Below are 20,868 nucleotides of genomic sequence, written 5' to 3'. Positions count from 1 at the left end.
TCGCTTGCCAACGACAATTGCTGTTGCTTTTCAGATGCCAACTGCGATGATAGGAGGCTGAGACGGATGAACAATAGGTAATGGGTGAAATGAAAAGCGAATTGCGCCGTGCGGCGTTGGGGTTGATGCTGCTAGGACTTTACGGCTGTGGCCTGAAAGGTCCCCTTTATTTTCCGCCGGCGGATAAAAGCGAACAGAAGCGTCAACTGATGACCACGCGGTCCTCGACCCAGTCCCCTGTGCAGACCGCCTCGCCCGGGGATGACGGCAGCACCGCCGTCGGGACCGAACAGCCGTAATCGCGACGCAGTCGCTTCCTGCCGGCAGACGCGCTATGCTGCGTTATCGGCTACTCAGCGGAGTGGGATATGCAGTTCTCCAAAATGCACGGCCTGGGTAACGACTTTATGGTCGTGGATGCCGTGACGCAAAATGTTTATTTCTCACCCGAAATGATCCGCCGCCTGTCGGACCGGCATTGCGGTGTAGGGTTTGATCAATTGCTGGTGGTGGAACCACCCTATGATCCGGAACTGGATTTCCATTATCGTATTTTTAACGCCGACGGTAGCGAAGTGGCGCAATGCGGCAACGGCGCCCGCTGTTTTGCCCGTTTTGTGCGCATGAAGAATCTGACCAACAAACGCGATATCCATGTCAGTACCCAAACGGGACGTATGGTATTGACCGTCACTGAAGACGATTCGGTACGCGTTAATATGGGCGAGCCGAATTTCGACCCGCAGCAGGTGCTGTTTCGCGCTGCTAGGGTTGAAAAAACCTATATTATGCGTGCGGCGGAGCAGACGGTGCTCTGCGGCGTGGTGTCCATGGGCAACCCGCACTGCGTAATCGCCGTGGACAGCGTAGACAACGCGCCGGTCGCGACGCTTGGACCGGTATTGGAGAGCCACGAGCGTTTTCCGGAACGGGCCAATATTGGTTTTATGCAGGTGTTGAACCGCGGGCATATCCGCCTGCGGGTCTACGAACGCGGCGCGGGAGAAACCCAAGCCTGCGGCAGCGGCGCCTGTGCCGCGGTCGCGGTGGGGATCTCGCAGGGTCAGCTGGCGGAACAGGTACAGGTGGAACTCACCGGCGGCCGACTCGCCATCAGCTGGCGCGGACCGGGTCATCCGCTGTATATGACTGGCCCGGCCACCCATATCTATGACGGATTTATTCATCTATGAAGCAAGTCGGCGAACAGGCGGACAGCGCGCAAACGCTGGATGACGAACAGGTGGTGCAGTATCTGCTCACGCACCCGGATTTCTTTATCCGTAATGCCCGGATCGTGGAGCAGATGGTGGTGCCGCATCCGGTGCGCGGCTGTGTGTCGCTGCTGGAATGGCAACTGGGACGTCAGCGTGCCCATATTCAGCAGTTGGAAGACGATATTACCCGCCTCATGGAACACGCGAGCACCAACGAGCCGCTGTTCTATCGGTTACTGCGGCTGCAGTCCGATCTGGCGGCGGCAGGGAGTTTGCAGGAGCTGCTTAATCGCCTGCAGCGCTGGGCGCGCGGCCTGGGACTCGCGGGCGCGCATGTGCGGCTGTTCAGCGACCAATGGCAGTTGGGCGCGCCGTCCGGATTCACCCATTTGGCGCTGGCGCGCAGTGCGTTCGAGCCGCTGCGGATCCAGCGCCTCGGCCAGGGCAACCATTATCTCGGCAAGCTTAATGGTCCGGAACTGCTGCTGCTGCCTCAGGTGCGGCAGGTTGGCTCCGTTGCCATGTCTCTGCTGGGGGATGACGGCTCCCTCGGCGTGCTGATGTTTACCAGCCGCGACAGCCAGCATTTCCAGGACGGGATGGGCACGGTGTTATTACAGCAGTTGGCCACGCTGTTACCGGGGCTGCTGGAACGTTGGGTCAGCCGGGCATGACCGGCACAGGCTCTCCGCTGCAGCTGCAGGTAGACGCTTTCCTGCATTATCTGCGTGTGGAGCTGCAACTGAGCGCCAAAACGCGGGAAAGCTATCAGCGGCAGCTGTATACCGTTATCGTCCTGATCGATGAAATGGGGCTGACGGAATGGAGACAGCTGGAGGTGAGCCAGGTGCGTGCGCTGGCCGCGCGCAGCAAGCGCCAGGGGCTACAGTCCGCCAGTTTGGCGCTGCGGCTCTCTGCGCTACGCAGCTTTCTCGACTGGCTGGTGAGCACCGACGCGCTGGGCGCAAACCCGGCACGCGGCGTTTCCGCGCCACGCCACGGACGGCATTTGCCAAAAAACATGGATGTGGATGAAGTTGACCACCTGCTGGATATCGATACCCGCGACCCGCTGGCCCTGCGCGACCGCGCGATGCTTGAAGTGATGTACGGCGCGGGCCTGCGTTTGGCGGAGCTGGTCGGCCTGAATTGCGCGGATGTGGATCTCGGCGGCGGCGAAGTGCGGGTGGTGGGTAAAGGCAACAAAGAGCGTAAATTGCCCATCGGCGCCACCGCCGTCACCTGGCTGACGCGCTGGTTAACGCTACGTGACCGTTACGCGCCCAAGGATGATGCGGTGTTTATCGCCAACAGCGGACGTCGCATTTCCGCGCGCAACGTACAAAAACGTTTCGCCGAATGGGGTGTGAAGCAAGGGGTAAACAGCCATATCCATCCCCATAAGCTGCGCCACTCCTTCGCCACCCATATGCTGGAGTCAAGCGGCAACTTGCGCGCGGTACAGGAGCTGCTTGGCCACGCCAACCTCAGTACCACCCAGATTTACACTCACCTCGATTTTCAGCATTTGGCATCGGTGTATGATGCCGCGCACCCACGAGCCAAACGGGAAAAAACCTGATGCATTTCTATCGTCCTTTGCGACCGCTGCGCGCGTTAACCTTTGATCTCGATGATACCCTGTACGATAACCGGCCGGTGATTGCCCGCACCGAATATGAGTCGGTGCGGTTTCTACAGCATTACCATCCTGCGCTGCGCGACCTGAGGCAAGAAGATTATCAGCGTTTGCGCCGTGAGCTGCGTCAGCGCGAGCCGGAAATCTATCACGATGTGAGCCATTGGCGCTGGCGCTCGATCGAATTGGCGATGCGTAACGCGGGGCTCAGCGAGCACGACGCGCGCGCCGGCGCCGATGTTGCCATGGAGGTCGTCTTGCTCTGGCGAAGTCAGATTGATGTCCCGGCAGACACGCACGAAACGTTGGCGGCCCTTGGCGCCCGCTGGCCGTTGGTGGCGATCACCAACGGCAACGCGTCTCCCGAGGCCTGCGGGCTGGCGGGCTATTTCAGCCACATTCTGCGCGCCGGCCCGGACGGCCGCGCCAAGCCCTGGCAGGATATGTACCATCTGGTGGCGACGCTGCTGAATGTGCCGCCCGAGACTATTTTGCACGTGGGCGACGATCTGGAAGCGGATGTCACCGGCGCCATTCGCTACGGGATGCAGGCCTGCTGGATCAACGATCGCGGCGGTAATTTCGCCGCCGATGCGCGTCTGTTGCCGCATCTGGAAATTTCGCGGTTGGCATCCCTGACAGCCTTGTTATAATCAACGCTAACTCTGTATAAATGACCAGTGTTTCGCCGCCGCCGGGCGGCGTTCCTCATCGCATGTTAAAGGCCACCTATGGACGTTTCTGATTTGCTCAACAGCTTGAACGACAAGCAACGGGAAGCCGTGGTGGCGCCGCGCGGTAATTTGCTGGTGCTGGCCGGCGCCGGCAGCGGCAAAACGCGGGTGCTGGTGCATCGTATCGCCTGGCTGCTGTCGGTGGAAAATTGCTCGCCCTATTCGGTAATGGCGGTCACCTTCACCAACAAGGCGGCGGCGGAGATGCGCCACCGCATCGAACATCTGGTGGGCACCAGCCAGGGCGGCATGTGGATCGGTACCTTCCATGGGCTGGCCCATCGCCTGTTGCGTGCCCACCATCAGGATGCCAACCTGCCGCAGGATTTTCAGATCCTCGATAGTGAAGATCAACTGCGCTTGTTAAAACGCCTTATCCGCGCCATGAATCTGGATGAGAAACAGTGGCCGCCGCGCCAGGCGATGTGGTATATCGGCGGCAAAAAAGACGATGGACTGCGTCCGCAGCATGTGGAGAGTTACGGCAATCCGGTCGAGGCGACCTGGCAGCGCATCTATCAGGCCTATCAGGAAGCGTGCGACCGCGCCGGGCTGGTGGATTTTGCCGAGCTGCTGCTGCGCGCCCACGAGCTGTGGCTAAACAAGCCGCATATTCTGCGCCACTACCGCGAACGTTTTACCAATATCCTGGTGGATGAATTCCAGGATACCAACCAAATTCAATACGCCTGGATCCGCATGCTGGCCGGCGATGACGGCAATGTGATGATCGTCGGCGACGATGACCAGTCGATCTACGGCTGGCGCGGGGCGCAGGTAGAAAACATCCAGCGCTTCCTGGACGATTTCCCCGGCGCGCAGACCATTCGATTGGAGCAAAATTACCGCTCCACCAGCAATATCCTGCAGGCGGCCAACGCCCTTATCGCCCACAACGGCGGCCGGCTGGGCAAAAATCTGTGGACCGAGGGCGCTGAAGGCGAACCGATTACCCTTTACTGCGCCTTTAACGAACTGGACGAGGCGCTCTTTGTGGTAAACCGCATCAAGGTAAGCCAGGAGCAGGGTGGGGCGCTCAAGGACTGCGCCATTTTGTATCGCAGCAACGCCCAGTCGCGCGTGCTGGAAGAGGCGCTGTTGCAAACGGGGTTGCCTTACCGGATTTATGGAGGTATGCGCTTCTTCGAGCGTCAGGAAATCAAGGATGCGCTGGCCTATTTGCGGCTTATCGCCAACCGCAACGATGACGCCGCCTATGAACGGGTCGTCAATACGCCGCCGCGCGGCCTCGGCGATCGCACCCTGGATGTCGTGCGTCAGACCGCCCGCGACCGTCAGCTGACGCTGTGGCAGTCGAGCCGGGCGCTGCTCGCGGAGCGCGTGCTGGCCGGTCGCGCCGCCGCCGCGCTGCAGCGGTTTCTGGAGCTGATTGATGCGCTGGCGGAAGAGACGGCGGAGCTGCCGTTGCATGTGCAAACCGATCGGGTGATCAAAAACTCCGGCCTATGGAGCATGTACGAGCAGGAAAAAGGTGAAAAGGGCCAGGCGCGTATCGAGAACCTGGAAGAGCTGGTCACCGCTACCCGCCAGTTTAGCTACAACGATGAAGATCAGGATTTGCTGCCGCTGCAGGCGTTCCTGTCTCACGCCGCCCTGGAGGCCGGCGAGGGCCAGGCCGACTCCTATCAGGACGCGGTGCAATTAATGACGCTGCATTCCGCCAAAGGGCTAGAATTCCCCCAGGTGTTCATTGTCGGTATGGAAGAGGGAATGTTCCCCAGCCAGATGTCGCTGGACGAAGGCGGGCGCCTAGAAGAAGAGCGCCGCCTGGCGTATGTCGGCGTCACCCGCGCGATGGACAAGCTGACCATTACCTATGCGGAAACCCGCCGGCTGTATGGCAAAGAGGCTTACCACCGGCCGTCGCGCTTTGTCGGCGAACTGCCGCCGGCGTGCGTGGAAGAAGTGCGGCTGCGCGCCAGCGTGACCCGTCCGGCCAGCCAGCAGCGCATTGGTGCGCCGTTAAGCGAAAGCGATAGCGGTTTCACCCTTGGCCAGCGGGTTCGCCATCCGAAATTTGGTGAGGGTACGGTAGTCAATCTGGAAGGCAGCGGCGAACATAGCCGTCTGCAAATTGCGTTTCAAGGCCAGGGCATCAAATGGCTGGTGGTTGCTTACGCCCGCCTGGAAACCGTTTGACCCGCCGCGCTATTGTACAGAAACTGGCCAAACGGTTTTTCTCACGTATTGACAGCCTTTTTCTTCTCGGCGTAACATGCGCGCACTACTATTAGGAGAGGATTACGCCTTGGACACCCCCAGTAGATACTGGCTCGATAATCTGTTTATCAGGTACATCCACTAAGGCTGCCTCCAGCGCTGGCCGCCTCAGTGCTTGTCAGCGGCCTTCAATGAATGTCGCGCAGAGTCGGTCTTTGACGGTCTGAAACTCGACGGTGGCTCCTCACCCCGTATTTCTGTGATCTAATGCGTTTCCCGTTGGTTACCGTGAAGGAAACGAGGGCGTATGCTTAACGCATTTCAACTGGAAAACCATCGTTTGTCGCGTCTTGACGCTGATGAGCAGGGCACCTTACTTGATGCGGTATGGGTGGATCTCATCGAGCCCGGCGATGACGAGCGCGAACGGGTGCAGCACGAGCTAGGGCAGAGCCTAGCGACGCGTCTGGAGCTAGAGGACATCGAAGCGTCCGCCCGCTTTTTCGAGGACGAGGACGGGCTGCATATTCATTCCTTCTTCTTTTATGCCGACGCTGAAGATCACGCCGGTAACGCCACTGTGGCATTTACTATCCGCGACGGTCGGCTTTATACCCTGCGCGAGCGTGAACTGCCGGCGTTTCGCCTGTACCGGATGCGAACCCGCAGCCAGACGCTGATTGACGGCAACGTCTACGAGCTGCTGCTGGATTTGTTCGAGACGAAAATCGAGCAACTGGCGGATGAAATTGAAAATATTTATAGCGATCTGGAAGCGCTGAGCCTGGTCATCATGGATGGCCACCAGGGCGATGAGTATGATAACGCGCTCTCCACGCTCGCCGAGCTTGAGGACGTGGGTTGGAAAGTCAGGCTGTGCCTGATGGATACCCAGCGTGCACTGAACTTTCTGGTGCGCAAGGCGCGGCTGCCGTCGGGGCAGCTGGAGCAGGCGCGGGAGGTGCTGCGCGATATCGAGTCGTTGCTGCCCCATAACGAATCGTTGTTCCAGAAGGTGAACTTCCTGATGCAGGCGGCAATGGGATTTATCAATATCGAGCAGAACCGCATCATCAAGATATTCTCGGTGGTCTCGGTGGTTTTCCTGCCGCCGACCTTGGTTGCCTCCAGTTATGGTATGAACTTCGAGTTTATGCCCGAGCTCAGATGGTCTTTCGGCTATCCGGGCGCCATTATGCTGATGATTTTGGCCGGGCTGGCGCCGTATTTGTATTTCAAGCGCAAAAACTGGCTGTAGGGAGTGGCGGAGGAGACGACGACGGCGGCCGGTCAGGGCGCCGATCCGGACGCAGGATATTTTCCCTCCGCGGCCGCAATGTGATAAAATGGCTACCTACGCCTGCTTTGAAACGACCTTCATTCATGAAAGCTTTGCCGGTTTATCTCCAATTGCTGATCCTGTTGGCGTGTTGGCGTGTTGGCGTGTTGGCGTGTTGGCGTGTTGGCTGGCGCTGGGATTTATCCTGCAACATTACCACGTTCCCGCCGCGCTGCTCTAGGTCCCATGATGGTTGGTCTGGTGATGGCCTTGTCCGGCTCCCGCATCGCCATATCGCCCAAGGTGTTCATCGGCTGCCAGGCCATCCTGGGGTGCATGACTAGCCGGCGCTCTCTCACCTTCCATTTTGGCGGTGCTGGTCAGGTTTAGCAGCCTGCCCGGGCCAACCGGGGGGCTGTCGCGCCGGCGGAATGTGGTTTCCGCCGTTGGACGCTCTGCTTTATCGCCACGCTGGCGGTGGCGGCCCGTGGGGGCGATACTCTCGGCCGCCGGCTGCGTATTCCCGCCGGTCCGCTGCTGCTGGCGCTGGCCTATGCATTTTCGGCTGGAGCGTTGGCCTGCGCTTCACCCGCGCTATCGTGCTGTTGGCGCTAAAAACGCTACCGCAGATGCTGGCGTCCATCGTCGGCCTGATGCTGCTGTGCGGCGCCATGGCCTGGCTGTTGAATAAACTGCTGCCGGTGGATTTGCTGACCGCTTATCTGGCCACCAGCCCCGGAGGCTTGGATATCGTGGCGATTATCGCCGCCGGCAGTCAGGTAAACATCGGTTTTGTCATGGCGATGCAAAGCCTGCGTTTATTCGCCATTCTGCTGTTCGGGCCTGCGATGGCGTGTTTTATCTCCTGCATCTCTGTCCGGCGTCCGACCAGCCAGTCGCGCAGCTGAGGCAGCCTCAAGCGACCGAAAGCCGCCGCCGCTGGGTCAGAAGGGCGTCGGTAATGAAAACCCCGAGCGCCAGCCAAATAAAGGCGAAGGTATAGAGCTTATCGGCGCTTAATGCCTCGCCATAAAATCCTACCGCCAGCAGGAACATCAACGTCGGCCCCAGATACTGGAAAAAACCGAGCGTCGACAGGCGCAGTCGGTTCGCGGCAGTGGTAAATAGCAGCAGCGGTACCGTGGTCAGCACGCCCGCGGAGGCGAGTAGCAGATTAAGATGCCAGCCGTTGGCGCCGAGATGGCTGGTCGGGCTATCGGCGACGATAAACAGGTAATAGGCGGCCGCCGGCATCAGCCAGAGGGTTTCGATGAGCATGCCGGTTTGCGCGTCGATACCGATCGTTTTGCGCAACAGGCCATACAGGGCGAAAGTGAGCGCCAGCCCCAAGGCGATAAGCGGCAGTGAACCGAACATCCACAGTTGTACCAGCACGCCGGCGAACGCCAGCATCCCCGCCAGCCACTGCAGCCGGCGAAACCGTTCCCCCAAAAACAGCATGCCGAGCAATACGTTGACCAGCGGGTTGATAAAGTAGCCGAGGCTGGCTTCCAGCATATGGTGGTGATTGACCGCCCAAATAAACAGCAGCCAGTTGCTGCCGACCAGCACAGAGGTCAGCGCCAGGGCCAGCAGCAATTTGCCGCGCCGTAAAGACTGGCGCACCTGCGGCCAGCGGCGGCCAAGGGTCAGCAGCACCAACATAAACACCACCGACCATAAAATACGGTGCGCGAGAATTTCGTTGGCGGGCACCTGGGCTATCAATTTGAAATAGGCGGGCGCCAGGCCCCAGATAAAATAGGCTCCGAGGGCGCACAACACACCCTGACGGGCGCTATTGTCACTCATCGGTCAGCCTACCAGATAGTTAGCGGTGGCGGTGGCGAGATGATGCCCCCGGTCATTGCGCAGCTCCGCACGCGCCACGGAAATCTTGTTGCCGCCGCGCAGCAGATGGCTGGTGACGATAAACCGCTCACCGTGGCCGGGCAGCAGATAATCCACCCGCATGTCGATTGTGCCCATGCGCGCCAGACGGTGGCGCAGATCCTGCTCCGAAAGCGCGGGCTGGCGCAATAGCGCGCTGGTCACGCAGGTGATCCCGGCGGCGACGTCCAGCACCGACGCGATCACGCCGCCGTGAAGAATGCGCTGAAGGGCGTTGCCCACCAGCTTTTCATCGCGCTCAAATTCGAGTTGTGCGGCATCGCTCTCATGGCGAGTCAAGTTCAGACCCAATTCGCGGTTGAACGGCATATGATAGACAAAGATATCCCTGATCAAGCGGCGGACGTGATCGGCGGTAAGCGGTGTTGCAGACATAGTTAATTCCGGATTGGGGCAACGCTTAATGCGCGGAGTGATGTAATATTTATGTTCATAGTATGCTTAATTAATGTGGATTACCAGCCTTGGGTGGCGCCGTTAACTTTAGGCAGTTTTCCCTAAAACAAAGTTCTAAGAGCGTGTAAAATGATTAGCTTTGAATGATTTTGTTGGTGGGTTACGCGCTTTCGGAGAACATTTTATGCGCAAACTTTGGGGGGCAACCGCTTTCTTGCTGGGATCGACTTCTTTCGTTTACGCTCAAGAAGCCACGGTTGAGAAGATCCATGATACACCGGCGGTGAAGGGAAGCATCATTGCCAATCTGTTACAGGAGCACGACAATCCCTTCACGCTTTACCCGTATGAGAGCAACTACCTGCTCTACACCTATACCAGCAACATCAATAAACAGGCGATAAGCAGCTACGATTGGGCCAATAACGCCAAAAAAGACGAAGTGGCTTTCCAATTAAGCCTGGGATTTCCGTTGTGGCGCGGTATCGCGGGCGATAATTCGTTGCTGGGCGCGTCCTATACCCAGCGCTCTTGGTGGCAGTTATCCAACAGTGAAGAATCGTCGCCCTTTCGCGAAACCAACTATGAACCTCAGCTGTTCATTGGCTGGGCAACGGATTATGATTTCGCAGGCTGGACCTTGCGCGATGTGGAGCTGGGTCTGAACCATCAGTCCAACGGCCGCTCGGATCCCACTTCGCGCAGCTGGAACCGCGCCTATACGCGGCTCATGGCGCAAAACGGGAACTGGCAGGTAGAAGTGAAGCCGTGGCTGCGGCTGGACGACAGCAGCGATAATCCCGATATTATCAAGTATATGGGCCACTACCGGCTGAAGATAGGTTATGCCTGGGGAGAAAGTATCTTCAGCGCGGAAGGACGCTACAACTGGAACAGCGGCTACGGTGGAGCGCAGGTGGGCTGGAGCTATCCCGTCAGCCGGCACGTCCGTTTTTATACCCAGGTGTTTAGTGGTTATGGCGAGTCGCTAATCGATTATAATCATCGCCAGACGTGTATCGGGATGGGCTTTATGCTCAATGATATGATGTAATTCACAGGGACTTAACCACGGACGCCGCTGCGGCGTTCGTTTGAAGACAAAGTTGGAGCAGATGTGTCTACGGCGGAAATAATCCAGCGGGAAGTGTTGGCGGAGCAGGTGTTGCACGACACCTTCGGCTACCAGCAGTTTCGGCCGGGCCAGCAAGCGATCATTCACGCGGTGCTCAGCGGCCGAGACTGTCTGGTGGTCATGCCCACCGGCGGCGGTAAATCGCTGTGCTATCAGATCCCTGCTCTGGTGATGGACGGGCTGACGCTGGTAGTCTCGCCGCTGATTTCGCTGATGAAGGACCAGGTTGATCAACTGCTGGCCAACGGCGTTGCGGCGGCCTGCCTGAACTCCACCCAAAGTCGCGAGCAGCAGTACGAGGTGATGGCGGCGTGCCGCGCCGGGCGCATTAAAATGCTCTACATCGCCCCCGAGCGTCTGATGATGGACAACATGCTCGAGCAATTGCAGCAGTGGCGGCTGGCGATGATCGCTGTGGACGAGGCGCACTGCATTTCTCAATGGGGGCATGACTTCCGCCCGGAATATCGCGCGCTCGGACAAATCAAACGTCATTTCACGACGCTGCCGTTCCTCGCGCTGACCGCCACCGCGGATGAAGCGACGCGGCAGGATATCCTGCGCCTGCTGGACTTACGCGATCCGCTGGTCCAGCTCAGCAGCTTCGACCGTCCCAATATCCGCTACACGCTGGTGGAGAAGTACAAACCCTTTGAGCAGCTCTGGCACTTCGTGCAGGGCCAGCGCGGTAAAAGCGGTATTATTTATTGCAATAGCCGTTCGCGGGTGGAAGATCTGAGCGCGCGTTTGCAAAGTCGCGGCGTCAGCGTGGCCGCCTATCACGCGGGCCTGGAAAACGCTCGCCGCGCTCAGGTGCAAGAGGCGTTTCAGCGTGACGATTTGCAGGTCGTGGTGGCGACGGTCGCCTTCGGCATGGGCATCAATAAGCCCAACGTGCGCTTTGTGCTGCACTTCGACATCCCGCGCACCATCGAATCCTATTACCAGGAAACTGGACGTGCCGGCCGCGACGGTCTGCCGGCAGAAGCCATTTTGCTGTATGATCAGGCGGACATGGCCTGGCTGCGGCGCTGTCTGGAAGAGAAACCTATCGGCCAGCAGCAGGACATCGAGCGCCATAAGCTCAACGCAATGGGCGCCTTCGCCGAGGCGCAGACCTGCCGGCGGCTGGTGCTGCTGAACTATTTCGGCGAAGGTCGTCAGATGGCATGCGGCAACTGCGGCAACTGCGGCAACTGCGGCAACTGCGGCAACTGCGACATCTGCCTTGATCCGCCCAAGCGCTACGATGGGCTGGAAGAAGCGCGCAAAGCGCTCTCCTGCATTTACCGGGTCGGGCAGCGTTTCGGTATGGCCTATGTCGTTGAGGTACTCAGAGGCGCCAACAGCCAGCGTATCCGCGAAAATGCGCACGACCGGCTGCCAGTTTACGGTATCGGCCGCGAGCGCAGCAATGAGCATTGGATAAGCCTGCTGCGGCAATTGATCCATCTGGGGCTGGTCAGCCAGAATATTACTCAGCATTCGGTGTTACAGCTAACAGAGTCGGCGCGGCCAGTGCTCAGGGGTGAGGTGGACTTGATGCTGGCGGAGCCGCGGGTGACCAATCTGAAAACCCGCTCGGCTCCCAAAACCTACGGTGGCAACTATGATCGCCCGCTGTTCGCCAAGCTGCGCAAGCTGCGTAAAGCGCTGGCGGATGAGGCCAATGTCCCGCCCTATGTGGTGTTTAACGACGCCACGCTCTTGGAAATGGCAGAGCAGCTGCCCACCGACAGCGGCCAGATGCTGCGGGTTAATGGGGTGGGCAACCGCAAACTGGAGCGTTTCGGTCTGCCGTTTCTGGCCCTTATCCGTGAACACCTGTCTGATGAGGGCTCGCGGCCGACCCTGCGTTAAAGGCGGTAAGGCCGATAGGTTCGCCAGGCTTTGGCAGCGGCGTCCCGGGATAGGTACCCCCTGACGCGTGGGGCATCGTGCCTCGGCGTTTTATTTCTGGAGCAGGAAAACTATGTTTATGCTGTTTGTTACCGTGGCGCTGGTGCACCTGATTGCCCTGATGTCGCCCGGTCCCGATTCCTTTTTCGTCTCGCAGACGGCCGCCAGCCGCTCGCGTCGCCAGGCGATGTACGGCGTCCTGGGCATTATCCTTGGGGTAGCCATCTGGGCGGCGGTCTGTATCTTTGCTGGATGGGCTGGCAATTGCTGCGCGCAGCGCGCCGACGGGCGCCCGCGGGTGACGCGCCGGCCGTGGAGGTTGCCGCCAGCGGCGGGTGGGAACATCGCTTTTTGCGCGGTTTGTTAACCAATCTAGCCAACCCCAAGGCGGTCATTTACTTTGGTATCGTCTTCTCGCTCTTCGTTGGCGATGATGTGGGCGCCGGCGCCCGCTTAGGAATATTTGCCCTGATTTTGGGCGAAACCCTGCTGTGGTTTTCCCTGGTGGCGGTGGTATTCGCCCTGCCGGCGATGCGCCGCGGCTATCAGCGTCTTGCGCGCTGGATTGATGGCGTGGCCGGTGTGTTGTTTGCCGGCTTCGGCATTAATCTCATTTTGTCGCGCTGAGGCGACGCCGGGCGATGTGCCGGGTGCGTAACGCGGAGTGGTTAACCCGTGAACGGCAATTTGCCGCGTTCTCTGCCGGCGAGCTGCTGGATTTTTGGCGCGGGCGAGAAGAAGGGGAATTCGCCGGGGCGCAGTCGCTGCCGATTCGCTTTGTGCGCTTTTGCGCCCCCGATCATGATAAAGTGGTGGTCATCAGCACTGGCCGTATTGAAAGCTATGTCAAATACCCTGAAGTGGCTTATGATCTGTTTCAGTGCGGCTATGATGTGATGATTATTGATCACCGTGGACAAGGGCTTTCCGGGCGATTGCTGGCGGACAGCCACCGCGGGCATGTATTGCAGTTCGCTGATTATGTCAGCGATTTCGCCCATTTCTGGCAACGGGTTGTCCAACCGGCGGGTTACCGCCGACGCTTCGCGCTGGCGCACTCCATGGGCGGCGCCATATTGGCGCTGTTTCTGGCCCAGCCATGCGCGATCTCTATGCGGTAGGTACCGGCGCCTGGCGGCCCCGGCCGTTCATGGTCAATATGCTGACGCACAGCAGGTGATGGCGCAGGCTGAGGCTATCACCACGCCGGTGCTGCTGCAGGCCGGAGAAGAAAAAATCGTCGACAATCGTAGCCACTGGGCGTTCTGTCAGGCCATGGCCCGGGCAGGTCATCCCTGTGAAAATAACGGCCCGATAACGATGACGGGCGCGCGTCACGAAATTTTATTCGAGACTGACCCGCTGCGCGCGCAGGCGCTCACGCTAATCGCTGATTTCTTTATGCGGCATCATTAATCTGCGGCGCTGGTTTCGCCGCATACACCAGAGGTTCTATCGCCCCATGTTCCATATTGTTGCATCCGATCTAGATGGCACACTGCTTTCCCCGGCCCATAGGCTTACCCCCTACACCAAACAAACCCTGCAACTGCTGACCGCGCGCGGGATCCACTTCGTGTTCGCCACCGGCCGCCACCATGTGGATGTAGCGCAGATGCGCGCCAATCTGGAAATTGACGCCTATATGATCACCTCTAACGGCGCGCGGGTGCACAACACCGCCGGCGAGTTGATCTTCTCCCACAATCTGGACGAGGACATTGCGGCAGAGTTGTGTAGCGTAGTGCATCAGGACCCGAGAATCCTGACCAATATCTTTCGCAATGATGAATGGTTTATGAACCGCAATCGCGCCAATCAGGAAGATTTTTTCCGCGAGTCCACCTTCAAATACCAGGTGTATCAGCAAGGGGCACTGCCCACGGACGGCATTTGCAAAGTGTATTTCACCTGCGACGATCATCAGCGGCTGCTGGTATTGGAAGAGGCGCTCAACGCCCGCTGGGGCGATCGGGTCAACGTCAGTTTCTCACTGCCGGTTTGCCTGGAGGTCATGGCGGGCGGGGTTTCCAAAGGGCATGCACTGCGGCAGGTGGCCGGTTTGCTGGGCTATCAACTACAGGATTGCATTTCCTTCGGCGACGGGATGAATGACCAGGAGATGCTGGTGATGGCCGGCAAGGGCTGCATTATGCAAAACGCCCAACAGCGTCTCAAAGAGGCATTGCCGAACCTGGAGGTCATCGGCAGCAACGAAGATGACGCGGTTCCCCGTTATCTGCTGGCAATGTACCTGGGCGATCGCTAAAAAACTTTACAAGTGCGAATGATAATGATTACTATTTTTGTGCTTACCGGCCATTGCGATCCTGGCACGGGAGCACGACATTGCTCACATTGCTTCCAGTAATTTCAGCCAGCTTGTGCGCTGGCTTTTTTTGTCCCCGATTCGTCCTTTCACGCAGATGTTTCATTCTAATTTTTTGAACTTAGCGATGATATTTTTCCGCTATTATTCTTTCAGGCCGCGTTTAGACTAGAGGAAAACAGTGAGGAGAATATGAATATCCTGCGCGCCGCCAACGATCGCGGTTATGCCCACTACGGCTGGCTGACCAGCTGGCATAGTTTTTCCTTCGCCGATTACTATCACCCGGATTTTATGGGTTTTTCCGCGTTGCGGGTGATAAACGAGGACATCATTACCCCCGGACAGGGTTTCGGCACGCACCCGCATAAGGATATGGAAATTCTGACCTATGTGCGCTCCGGCACGGTCGCGCATCGGGACAGTATGGGCAATCAGGCGCAGATTCACGCCGGTGAGTTTCAGATCATGGGCGCCGGGACCGGGATACGGCACTCCGAATACAATGCCCGCGACGATGCGCCCTTGCATCTCTATCAGATCTGGATAACGCTGGCGCAAACCGGCCTGCCGCCGCGCTACGAACAGCGTCGCTTTGGGGCGCCCGAAGGCCGCTAGTTGGTGCTATCGCCCGACGGCCGCGACGGCTCGCTGCGGGTGTTCCAGGATATGACCCTGACCCGCTGGGCGCTGCCGCGCGGGTGGTCGTATTCGCTGCCCATCGCCCCCGGCCGTCGGATGTGGCTACAGGTCATCGCCGGCGCGTTGACTGTGAATGATATCAATGTGACAACCGGCGATTCGCTCGCGGTAGAGGACGAAAGCCGGATTGCACTGGCGGTGCACGACGACAGCGAAGTGCTGCTGTTTGATCTGTCCCCGGTTTGACCGGAATAAAAATACTCGGCAGCGGATTTTTTTGTTAAACTTAGCTGAATCGTCGGTGGAGGTTAACAAGTTAATAATGAAGAAAAAAAGGCCGGGACTGCAGGATGTCGCCGATCAAGTTGGGGTAACCAAAATGACGGTGAGTCGCTATCTGCGCGATCCGGATCGGGTCTCTCAGGCGCTGCAGGCGAAGATCGCCGCGGCGCTTGATAGCCTGGGTTATATCCCTAACCGGGCGCCGGATATCCTCTCCAACGCCACCAGCCGCGCTATCGGCGTGTTGCTGCCTTCGCTGACTAATCAGGTTTTCGCCGAAGTCCTGCGCGGGATTGAGCAGGTCACCGATGCCAACGGCTATCAGACCATGCTGGCGCACTACGGTTATTCGCCGGAGCTGGAAGAGCTGCGGCTGACCTCGCTACTGTCTTATAACATTGACGGCCTTATCCTGTCCGAACGCCATCATTCCCCCCGTACGCTGAAAATGATCGAAGTGGCCGGTATTCCGGTGGTGGAGATCATGGATTGCGTCTCCCCCTGTCTGGATATGGCGGTGGGGTTTGATAATTTCGAGGCGGCACGGCAAATGACCCGGCTTATCGTCGAGCGTGGGCATCATCAAGTGGTGTATTTCGGCGCCCGACAGGATGAACGTACCCTAATTAAGCAGCAAGGGTATGAGCAAGGCATGCGCGACGCCGGCCTGCCCGCCTATAGCGTCATGATGGCGGACTCCTCCAACTATTCCGCCGGCGTGGAATTACTGTGCCAGACGCAGCGGGAGTATCCCGGTATCAACGGCATAATCAGCACCAATGACGACTTGGCCATAGGCGCATTGTTTGAATGCCAGCGCCAGGGGATTACCGTGCCCGACAGGATGGCGATAGCTGGTTTTCACGGTCACGACTTCTCCCGCGTTGCTCATCCACGCTTGGCCAGCGTACTTACTCCCCGTGAAGAAATGGGGCGCCTGAGCGCCGACTGCCTGTTGGCCCGCCTGCGGGGCGAACCGCGCGCCGACGGGCAAATCGACGTCGGTTTTACGTTACTGACCGGGGAAAGTATTTGACCCTTACAGCGTAGCAGGCAACTTACCGTCGCAACGTTCATAGGAACAGGGCCGTCCACTTTCTTCCTTCACCCTGCCGACCGGGAGAATTCTCTGACCCTGCGCCTCAGGCCATAATATGATCCCGCTCCCAAAACGCTAATTTAGTTCCCCTATCCATTCCTTAGCGCAGGATGTTACCGGTATCATGATACCGGTAACATCATATCATAAGATATGATTTGAAGACTATCATATATTGACCGGCGCGCGACTCACCGGTTCGGACAGATATCCATTGGGGGAATTATCATGCCACTTTTTATTGTTGCCATTGGGGTAGCACTCCTGTTGCTCCTGATGATCCGTTTTAAACTAAACGGTTTCATCGCGTTAATCCTGGTTGCACTGGCTGTAGGGATCCTGCAGGGCATGCCGGTCAACAAAGTCATCGAATCGATCAAAAACGGCGTTGGCGGCACGCTGGGCAGTCTGGCGCTGATTATGGGTTTCGGCGCCATGCTGGGAAAATTGCTGGCGGATTGCGGCGGTGCTCAGCGTATTGCCACCACGCTTATCGACAAATTTGGACAGCTTTATATTCAATGGGCGGTGGTATTAACGGGTTTCACCGTCGGTTTCGCGCTGTTTTATGAGATTGGTTTTGTGCTGATGCTGCCGCTGGTGTTCAGTATCGCCGCCAACGCGCGTATTTCGCTACTGTACGTGGGCGTACCAATGGCCGCCGCGCTGTCGGTAACGCACGGCTTCCTGCCGCCGCACCCTGGCCCTACCGCGATTGCCGCCATCTTCCACGCTGACATGGGCAGAACGCTGTTATACGGCACCATCCTCGCCATTCCGACGGTCATTCTGGCCGGACCGGTCTATTCGCGTTTCCTGTTCCATATTGACAAGCCGGTGCCGGAAGGTCTGTATAACCCGAAAAAGTTTACCGAGCAGGAGATGCCGAGCTTTGCCGTCAGCGTCTGGACTTCGCTGGTACCGGTGGTATTAATGGCGCTGCGTGCCGTTACCGAAATGGTATTACCGGCGGGCAATCCCATCCTGGCGTATACCGAGTTCTTCGGCGAACCGATTATGGCCACGTTTATCGCCGTGCTGATCGCCATCTTCACGTTCGGTCTTAATCGCGGCCGCTCTATGGATGAGGTGATGAATACCATTACCGATTCCATAAAAATTATCGCCATGATGCTCTTGATTATCGGCGGCGGCGGGGCCTTTAAACAGGTCCTGGTAGACAGCGGCGTGGATAAATATATCGCTTCGCTGATGGAAGGCAGCACCATTTCACCGTTGTTGCTCGCCTGGACCATCGCCGCTACGCTGCGCATTGCGCTGGGTTCGGCGACGGTCGCCGCGATCACCGCCGGCGGTATCGCCGCACCGCTTATCGCCACCACCGGCGTCAGCCCCGAGCTGATGGTTATCGCCGTCGGCTCCGGCAGCGTGATCTTTTCTCACGTCAATGACCCCGGCTTCTGGCTGTTCAAGGAGTATTTCAACCTGACCATTGGCGAGACCATCCGCTCCTGGTCAGTGCTGGAAACCATCATCGCGGTCGGCGGCCTGGTGGGCTGTCTGCTGCTGAATATGGTGATTTAAGCTTTAGCGAATAGCACGTGGTAACACGTGCGGTCCGGCGTGGCAGTGTGCCCGCCGGGCCTTATTTTATCTTGTCGGCCTGCCGGCTCCCTTACCCGAGCTGCTTGGAAACGTTTACGCCCGGTCAATTAGCCGGCGATGACGTTTCCCCCTCAGGCGTGCAGGTAGGTGCGGACGCCGTCTAAAAACATCTGGGTCGAGATCATCAACAGCAATAACCCCATCAACCGCTCAAGCGCGCTGACGCCTTTATTGCCCAACAAGCGTAAAAAGACGTTGGACAGCATCAGTATAACCACAGACAGGCCCCAGGCTATCAGCAACGCCAGCAACAAATGATTGATTTGTAGGGGATATTGATGCGATAGCAGCATTAATGCCGCAATGATAGACGGCCCGGCGACCAGCGGAATCGCTAGCGGCACCAAAAACGGTTCCTCTCCCGCCGGCAGGCCGGAGCTATTGCCTTCCTGTGACGGAAAGATCATTTTGATGGCGATTAAAAATAAAATAATGCCGCCGGAGATCGACACCGTTTCGGTGCGCAGGTTGAGGAACGACAGAATATGCTTGCCGGCGAACAAAAAAATCAGCATCAGCAGCAGCGCCATCAGCATTTCCCGGATGACGATAATACGCCGCCGCTTCGGCTCCAAATGTTTAAGCACCGACATGAAAATGGGCAAATTGCCCAAAGGATCTATAATCAAAAATAACAAAACGGTAGCCGATATCATTTCGCTCATTATCACCTCGACGTCATCAGCGCCGGCATCCCGGCAACGGAAGAGTATAAGCGCCGTTGCTGAAAAAGGGCTTAAAATCGAATAATTTCACTTGCGGCATTTCAACCACATTTTGTAAGGTGGACAAAGTGTTTCCTGCTGAGGCTTCGCAGTAAGAGCACGCGGAATAGTTTGTCCACCCCCCTACGGCAGGACAGTTAAACATGAAAAACGTTGGTTTTATCGGCTGGCGCGGTATGGTCGGTTCAGTGCTGATACAGCGCATGACCGAAGAGCGCGATTTTGACGCCATCCGCCCGGTATTTTTTTCCACTTCCCAGCATGGCCAGCCCGCGCCGGCGGTAAACGGCCAGCAGGGTGTGTTGCAAGATGCGCGGGATCTGGCGGCGCTCAGCGCGCTGGACATTATTGTTACCTGTCAAGGCGGCGATTATACCAACGAAATCTATCCCCAGCTGCGTGAAATTGACTGGCAGGGCTACTGGATTGATGCGGCGTCGTCGCTGCGTATGCGCGATGACGCGATTATCATCCTGGATCCCGTCAATCAGGCCGTCATCCAGCAAGGGCTGGAACGCGGCATTAAAACCTTTGTCGGCGGTAATTGCACTGTGAGTCTGATGCTGATGTCGCTGGGCGGTTTGTTTGCCCAAGATTTGGTGGAATGGGCCTCGGTGGCCACCTATCAGGCGGCATCCGGCGGCGGCGCGCGCCATATGCGCGAGCTCTTGGTACAAATAGGACAATTACACGGCGCGGTAGCCAAACCGTTGCAGGATCCGGCTTCGGCCATTTTGGATATCGAGCGTCGGGTCACCGAACTGACCCGCAGCGGTACCCTGCCGACGGATAATTTTGGCGTACCGCTGGCCGGTAGCCTGATCCCCTGGATCGATAAGCAGCTGGAAAACGGCCAGAGCCGCGAAGAGTGGAAAGGTCAGGCGGAAACCAACAAGATCCTTAATACCCGCCAGCCGATACCGGTGGACGGGCTGTGCGTGCGTATAGGCGCTCTGCGCTGCCATAGCCAGGTGTTTACGCTGAAGCTGAAGAAGGATGTACCGCTGGCGGAAATTGAGCAACTGCTCGCTACCCATAATGATTGGGTGACCGTGGTGCCCAACGATCGTGAATTGTCGATGCGGGAGCTGACGCCGGCAGCGGTGACCGGCACACTGAAAACCCCGGTCGGTCGGCTGCGGAAATTGAATATGGGCCCGGAGTATCTTTCGGCCTTTACCGTCGGCGACCAGCTATTGTGGGGCGCTGCCGAGCCTCTGCGCCGTATGCTGCGCCAATTGGCGCATTAAACGACCCTCGGCGGTTGCCGCCTGCGCTGTGTTTCCGGTTGCCGTTAGCTGCCGCCGACGCATTGTGATGGGGCAGGGGCCGTTTGTCGCGTGAAGAAAGACACCTTTTTGCTGCCGATGGGCGAGATTATTCCCTTAATGCTTTCACTCTGTCCTTGGCTGAAACGCGTCGCACTTTAAGCGCTATCGTGCGCTAACGATTCATGTACGCTGCTACTTTCTTTCCTTTAGCGGAAGAGGGGGACAAGGCGGCCCATCGCCTGCTCCTGCCTGAGCGTGGCCAACCCAGCGTCGCCGTCGCAAGTGGCCGCGGTGACGATAATCCGCTCATCCGTTAACGCATTACCTGCTGGTGCAGGACATTGACTGCCCCTGATGCCGCACCTATCGCCAACGTGTTTTTTTGGATGATAAAAAATTTAACTTAGCGAAGTTAAGTTTTTCATAGGCTTAATAGTTAATAAAAAATTTCGTTAAGCAAGCCTGAACGCGCCGTAAAAATTTGTCTATGATTATTATTTATA

17 protein-coding genes and 4 pseudogenes are annotated in these 20,868 nt (G+C 57.9%); 18 read left to right on the top strand and 3 right to left on the bottom strand.

The genetic code is table 11. The features are described from left to right. Positions 1-89 precede the first annotated feature (89 nt). From lptM to SGP1_RS21280, 9 genes and pseudogenes are all read left to right on the top strand, one after another. The gene (gene lptM, locus SGP1_RS21315; RefSeq protein WP_041867712.1) at positions 90-299 is read left to right on the top strand and encodes an LPS translocon maturation chaperone LptM; all 210 of its coding nucleotides are present in this window, start codon (positions 90-92) and stop codon (positions 297-299) included. Positions 300-368: 69 nt separating this feature from the next. Next, positions 369-1,193 carry a diaminopimelate epimerase gene (gene dapF / locus SGP1_RS21310; protein ID WP_011412153.1) on the top strand — a complete coding sequence of 275 codons (825 nt, stop codon included), beginning with the start codon at positions 369-371 and terminating at the stop codon, positions 1,191-1,193. Beyond that, positions 1,190-1,891 (top strand): DUF484 domain-containing protein, encoded by a 702-nt coding sequence (locus SGP1_RS21305; protein ID WP_011412152.1) that lies wholly within the window; start codon positions 1,190-1,192, stop codon positions 1,889-1,891. The genes dapF and SGP1_RS21305 overlap by 4 nt, the downstream gene beginning before the upstream one ends. Beyond that, positions 1,888-2,799 (top strand): tyrosine recombinase XerC, encoded by a 912-nt coding sequence (gene xerC, locus SGP1_RS21300; protein WP_011412151.1) that lies wholly within the window; start codon positions 1,888-1,890, stop codon positions 2,797-2,799. Before SGP1_RS21305 ends, xerC begins: the two co-directional genes overlap by 4 nt. Further along, positions 2,799-3,509, top strand: coding sequence for a 5-amino-6-(5-phospho-D-ribitylamino)uracil phosphatase YigB (gene yigB, locus SGP1_RS21295; RefSeq protein WP_011412150.1), 711 nt, complete (start codon positions 2,799-2,801; stop codon positions 3,507-3,509). Before xerC ends, yigB begins: the two co-directional genes overlap by 1 nt. A 78-nt stretch (positions 3,510-3,587) precedes the next feature. After that, complete coding sequence (gene uvrD, locus SGP1_RS21290; RefSeq protein WP_011412149.1) at positions 3,588-5,750, top strand: DNA helicase II; 2,163 nt, start codon at positions 3,588-3,590, stop codon at positions 5,748-5,750. A gap of 328 nt (positions 5,751-6,078) precedes the next feature. Then, complete coding sequence (gene corA, locus SGP1_RS21285; protein ID WP_011412148.1) at positions 6,079-7,029, top strand: magnesium/cobalt transporter CorA; 951 nt, start codon at positions 6,079-6,081, stop codon at positions 7,027-7,029. 88 nt (positions 7,030-7,117) lie between these two features. Next, on the top strand, positions 7,118-7,291 hold the full coding sequence (locus SGP1_RS31025; RefSeq protein WP_158302465.1) for a hypothetical protein: 174 nt from the start codon (positions 7,118-7,120) through the stop codon (positions 7,289-7,291). A gap of 190 nt (positions 7,292-7,481) precedes the next feature. Continuing rightward, a pseudogene (locus SGP1_RS21280) lies at positions 7,482-7,958 on the top strand (AbrB family transcriptional regulator); the annotation flags it as partial. 7 nt (positions 7,959-7,965) lie between these two features. On the opposite strand, the gene rarD reads toward SGP1_RS21280, so the two are convergent. Then, a complete protein-coding gene (rarD, locus tag SGP1_RS21275) occupies positions 7,966-8,862 on the bottom strand; it encodes an EamA family transporter RarD (RefSeq protein ID WP_011412147.1) in 897 nt (298 codons plus the stop codon). Between the two features lie 3 nt (positions 8,863-8,865). Further along, the gene (locus SGP1_RS21270) at positions 8,866-9,336 is read right to left on the bottom strand and encodes a thioesterase family protein (protein WP_011412146.1); all 471 of its coding nucleotides are present in this window, start codon (positions 9,334-9,336) and stop codon (positions 8,866-8,868) included. A 205-nt stretch (positions 9,337-9,541) separates the two neighbouring features. On the opposite strand from SGP1_RS21270, the gene pldA reads away from it, so the two are divergent. The 8 genes and pseudogenes from pldA to gntT all read left to right on the top strand — a co-directional run bounded on the left by pldA (position 9,542) and on the right by gntT (position 18,288). Then, the gene (gene pldA / locus SGP1_RS21265) at positions 9,542-10,411 is read left to right on the top strand and encodes a phospholipase A (protein ID WP_011412145.1); all 870 of its coding nucleotides are present in this window, start codon (positions 9,542-9,544) and stop codon (positions 10,409-10,411) included. Positions 10,412-10,474: 63 nt separating this feature from the next. Further along, positions 10,475-12,352, top strand: a complete 1,878-nt coding sequence (gene recQ / locus SGP1_RS21260) for an ATP-dependent DNA helicase RecQ (protein ID WP_011412144.1) — start codon at positions 10,475-10,477, stop codon at positions 12,350-12,352. 112 nt (positions 12,353-12,464) lie between these two features. After that, positions 12,465-13,018: pseudogene (locus SGP1_RS21255) on the top strand (LysE family transporter). 14 nt (positions 13,019-13,032) lie between these two features. Beyond that, positions 13,033-13,807, top strand: a pseudogene (locus SGP1_RS21250) (alpha/beta fold hydrolase). Positions 13,808-13,853: 46 nt separating this feature from the next. Continuing rightward, complete coding sequence (yigL, locus tag SGP1_RS21245) at positions 13,854-14,660, top strand: sugar/pyridoxal phosphate phosphatase YigL (protein ID WP_011412142.1); 807 nt, start codon at positions 13,854-13,856, stop codon at positions 14,658-14,660. A 252-nt stretch (positions 14,661-14,912) separates the two neighbouring features. Then, a pseudogene (locus SGP1_RS21240) lies at positions 14,913-15,608 on the top strand (pirin family protein). Between the two features lie 76 nt (positions 15,609-15,684). Continuing rightward, a complete protein-coding gene (gntR, locus tag SGP1_RS21235) occupies positions 15,685-16,680 on the top strand; it encodes a gluconate operon transcriptional repressor GntR (RefSeq protein WP_011412140.1) in 996 nt (331 codons plus the stop codon). 291 nt (positions 16,681-16,971) lie between these two features. Then, positions 16,972-18,288: a gluconate transporter gene (gene gntT, locus SGP1_RS21230; protein ID WP_011412139.1), complete on the top strand. Its 1,317-nt coding sequence runs from the start codon at positions 16,972-16,974 to the stop codon at positions 18,286-18,288. A 152-nt stretch (positions 18,289-18,440) separates the two neighbouring features. Here the strand turns inward: gntT and SGP1_RS21225 are convergent, their stop codons facing one another. Beyond that, positions 18,441-19,034, bottom strand: coding sequence for a YhgN family NAAT transporter (locus SGP1_RS21225; RefSeq protein WP_011412138.1), 594 nt, complete (start codon positions 19,032-19,034; stop codon positions 18,441-18,443). 203 nt (positions 19,035-19,237) lie between these two features. On the opposite strand from SGP1_RS21225, the gene asd reads away from it, so the two are divergent. Then, on the top strand, positions 19,238-20,344 hold the full coding sequence (gene asd, locus SGP1_RS21220; RefSeq protein WP_011412137.1) for an aspartate-semialdehyde dehydrogenase: 1,107 nt from the start codon (positions 19,238-19,240) through the stop codon (positions 20,342-20,344). Positions 20,345-20,868: the final 524 nt, after the last annotated feature.

Source organism: Sodalis glossinidius str. 'morsitans' (assembly GCF_000010085.1).
GTDB classification, from domain to species: Bacteria; Pseudomonadota; Gammaproteobacteria; order Enterobacterales; family Enterobacteriaceae; genus Sodalis; species Sodalis glossinidius.
Note: the sequence above shows the minus strand (reverse complement) of the source record. Positions and strands in the feature narration are given on the sequence as shown.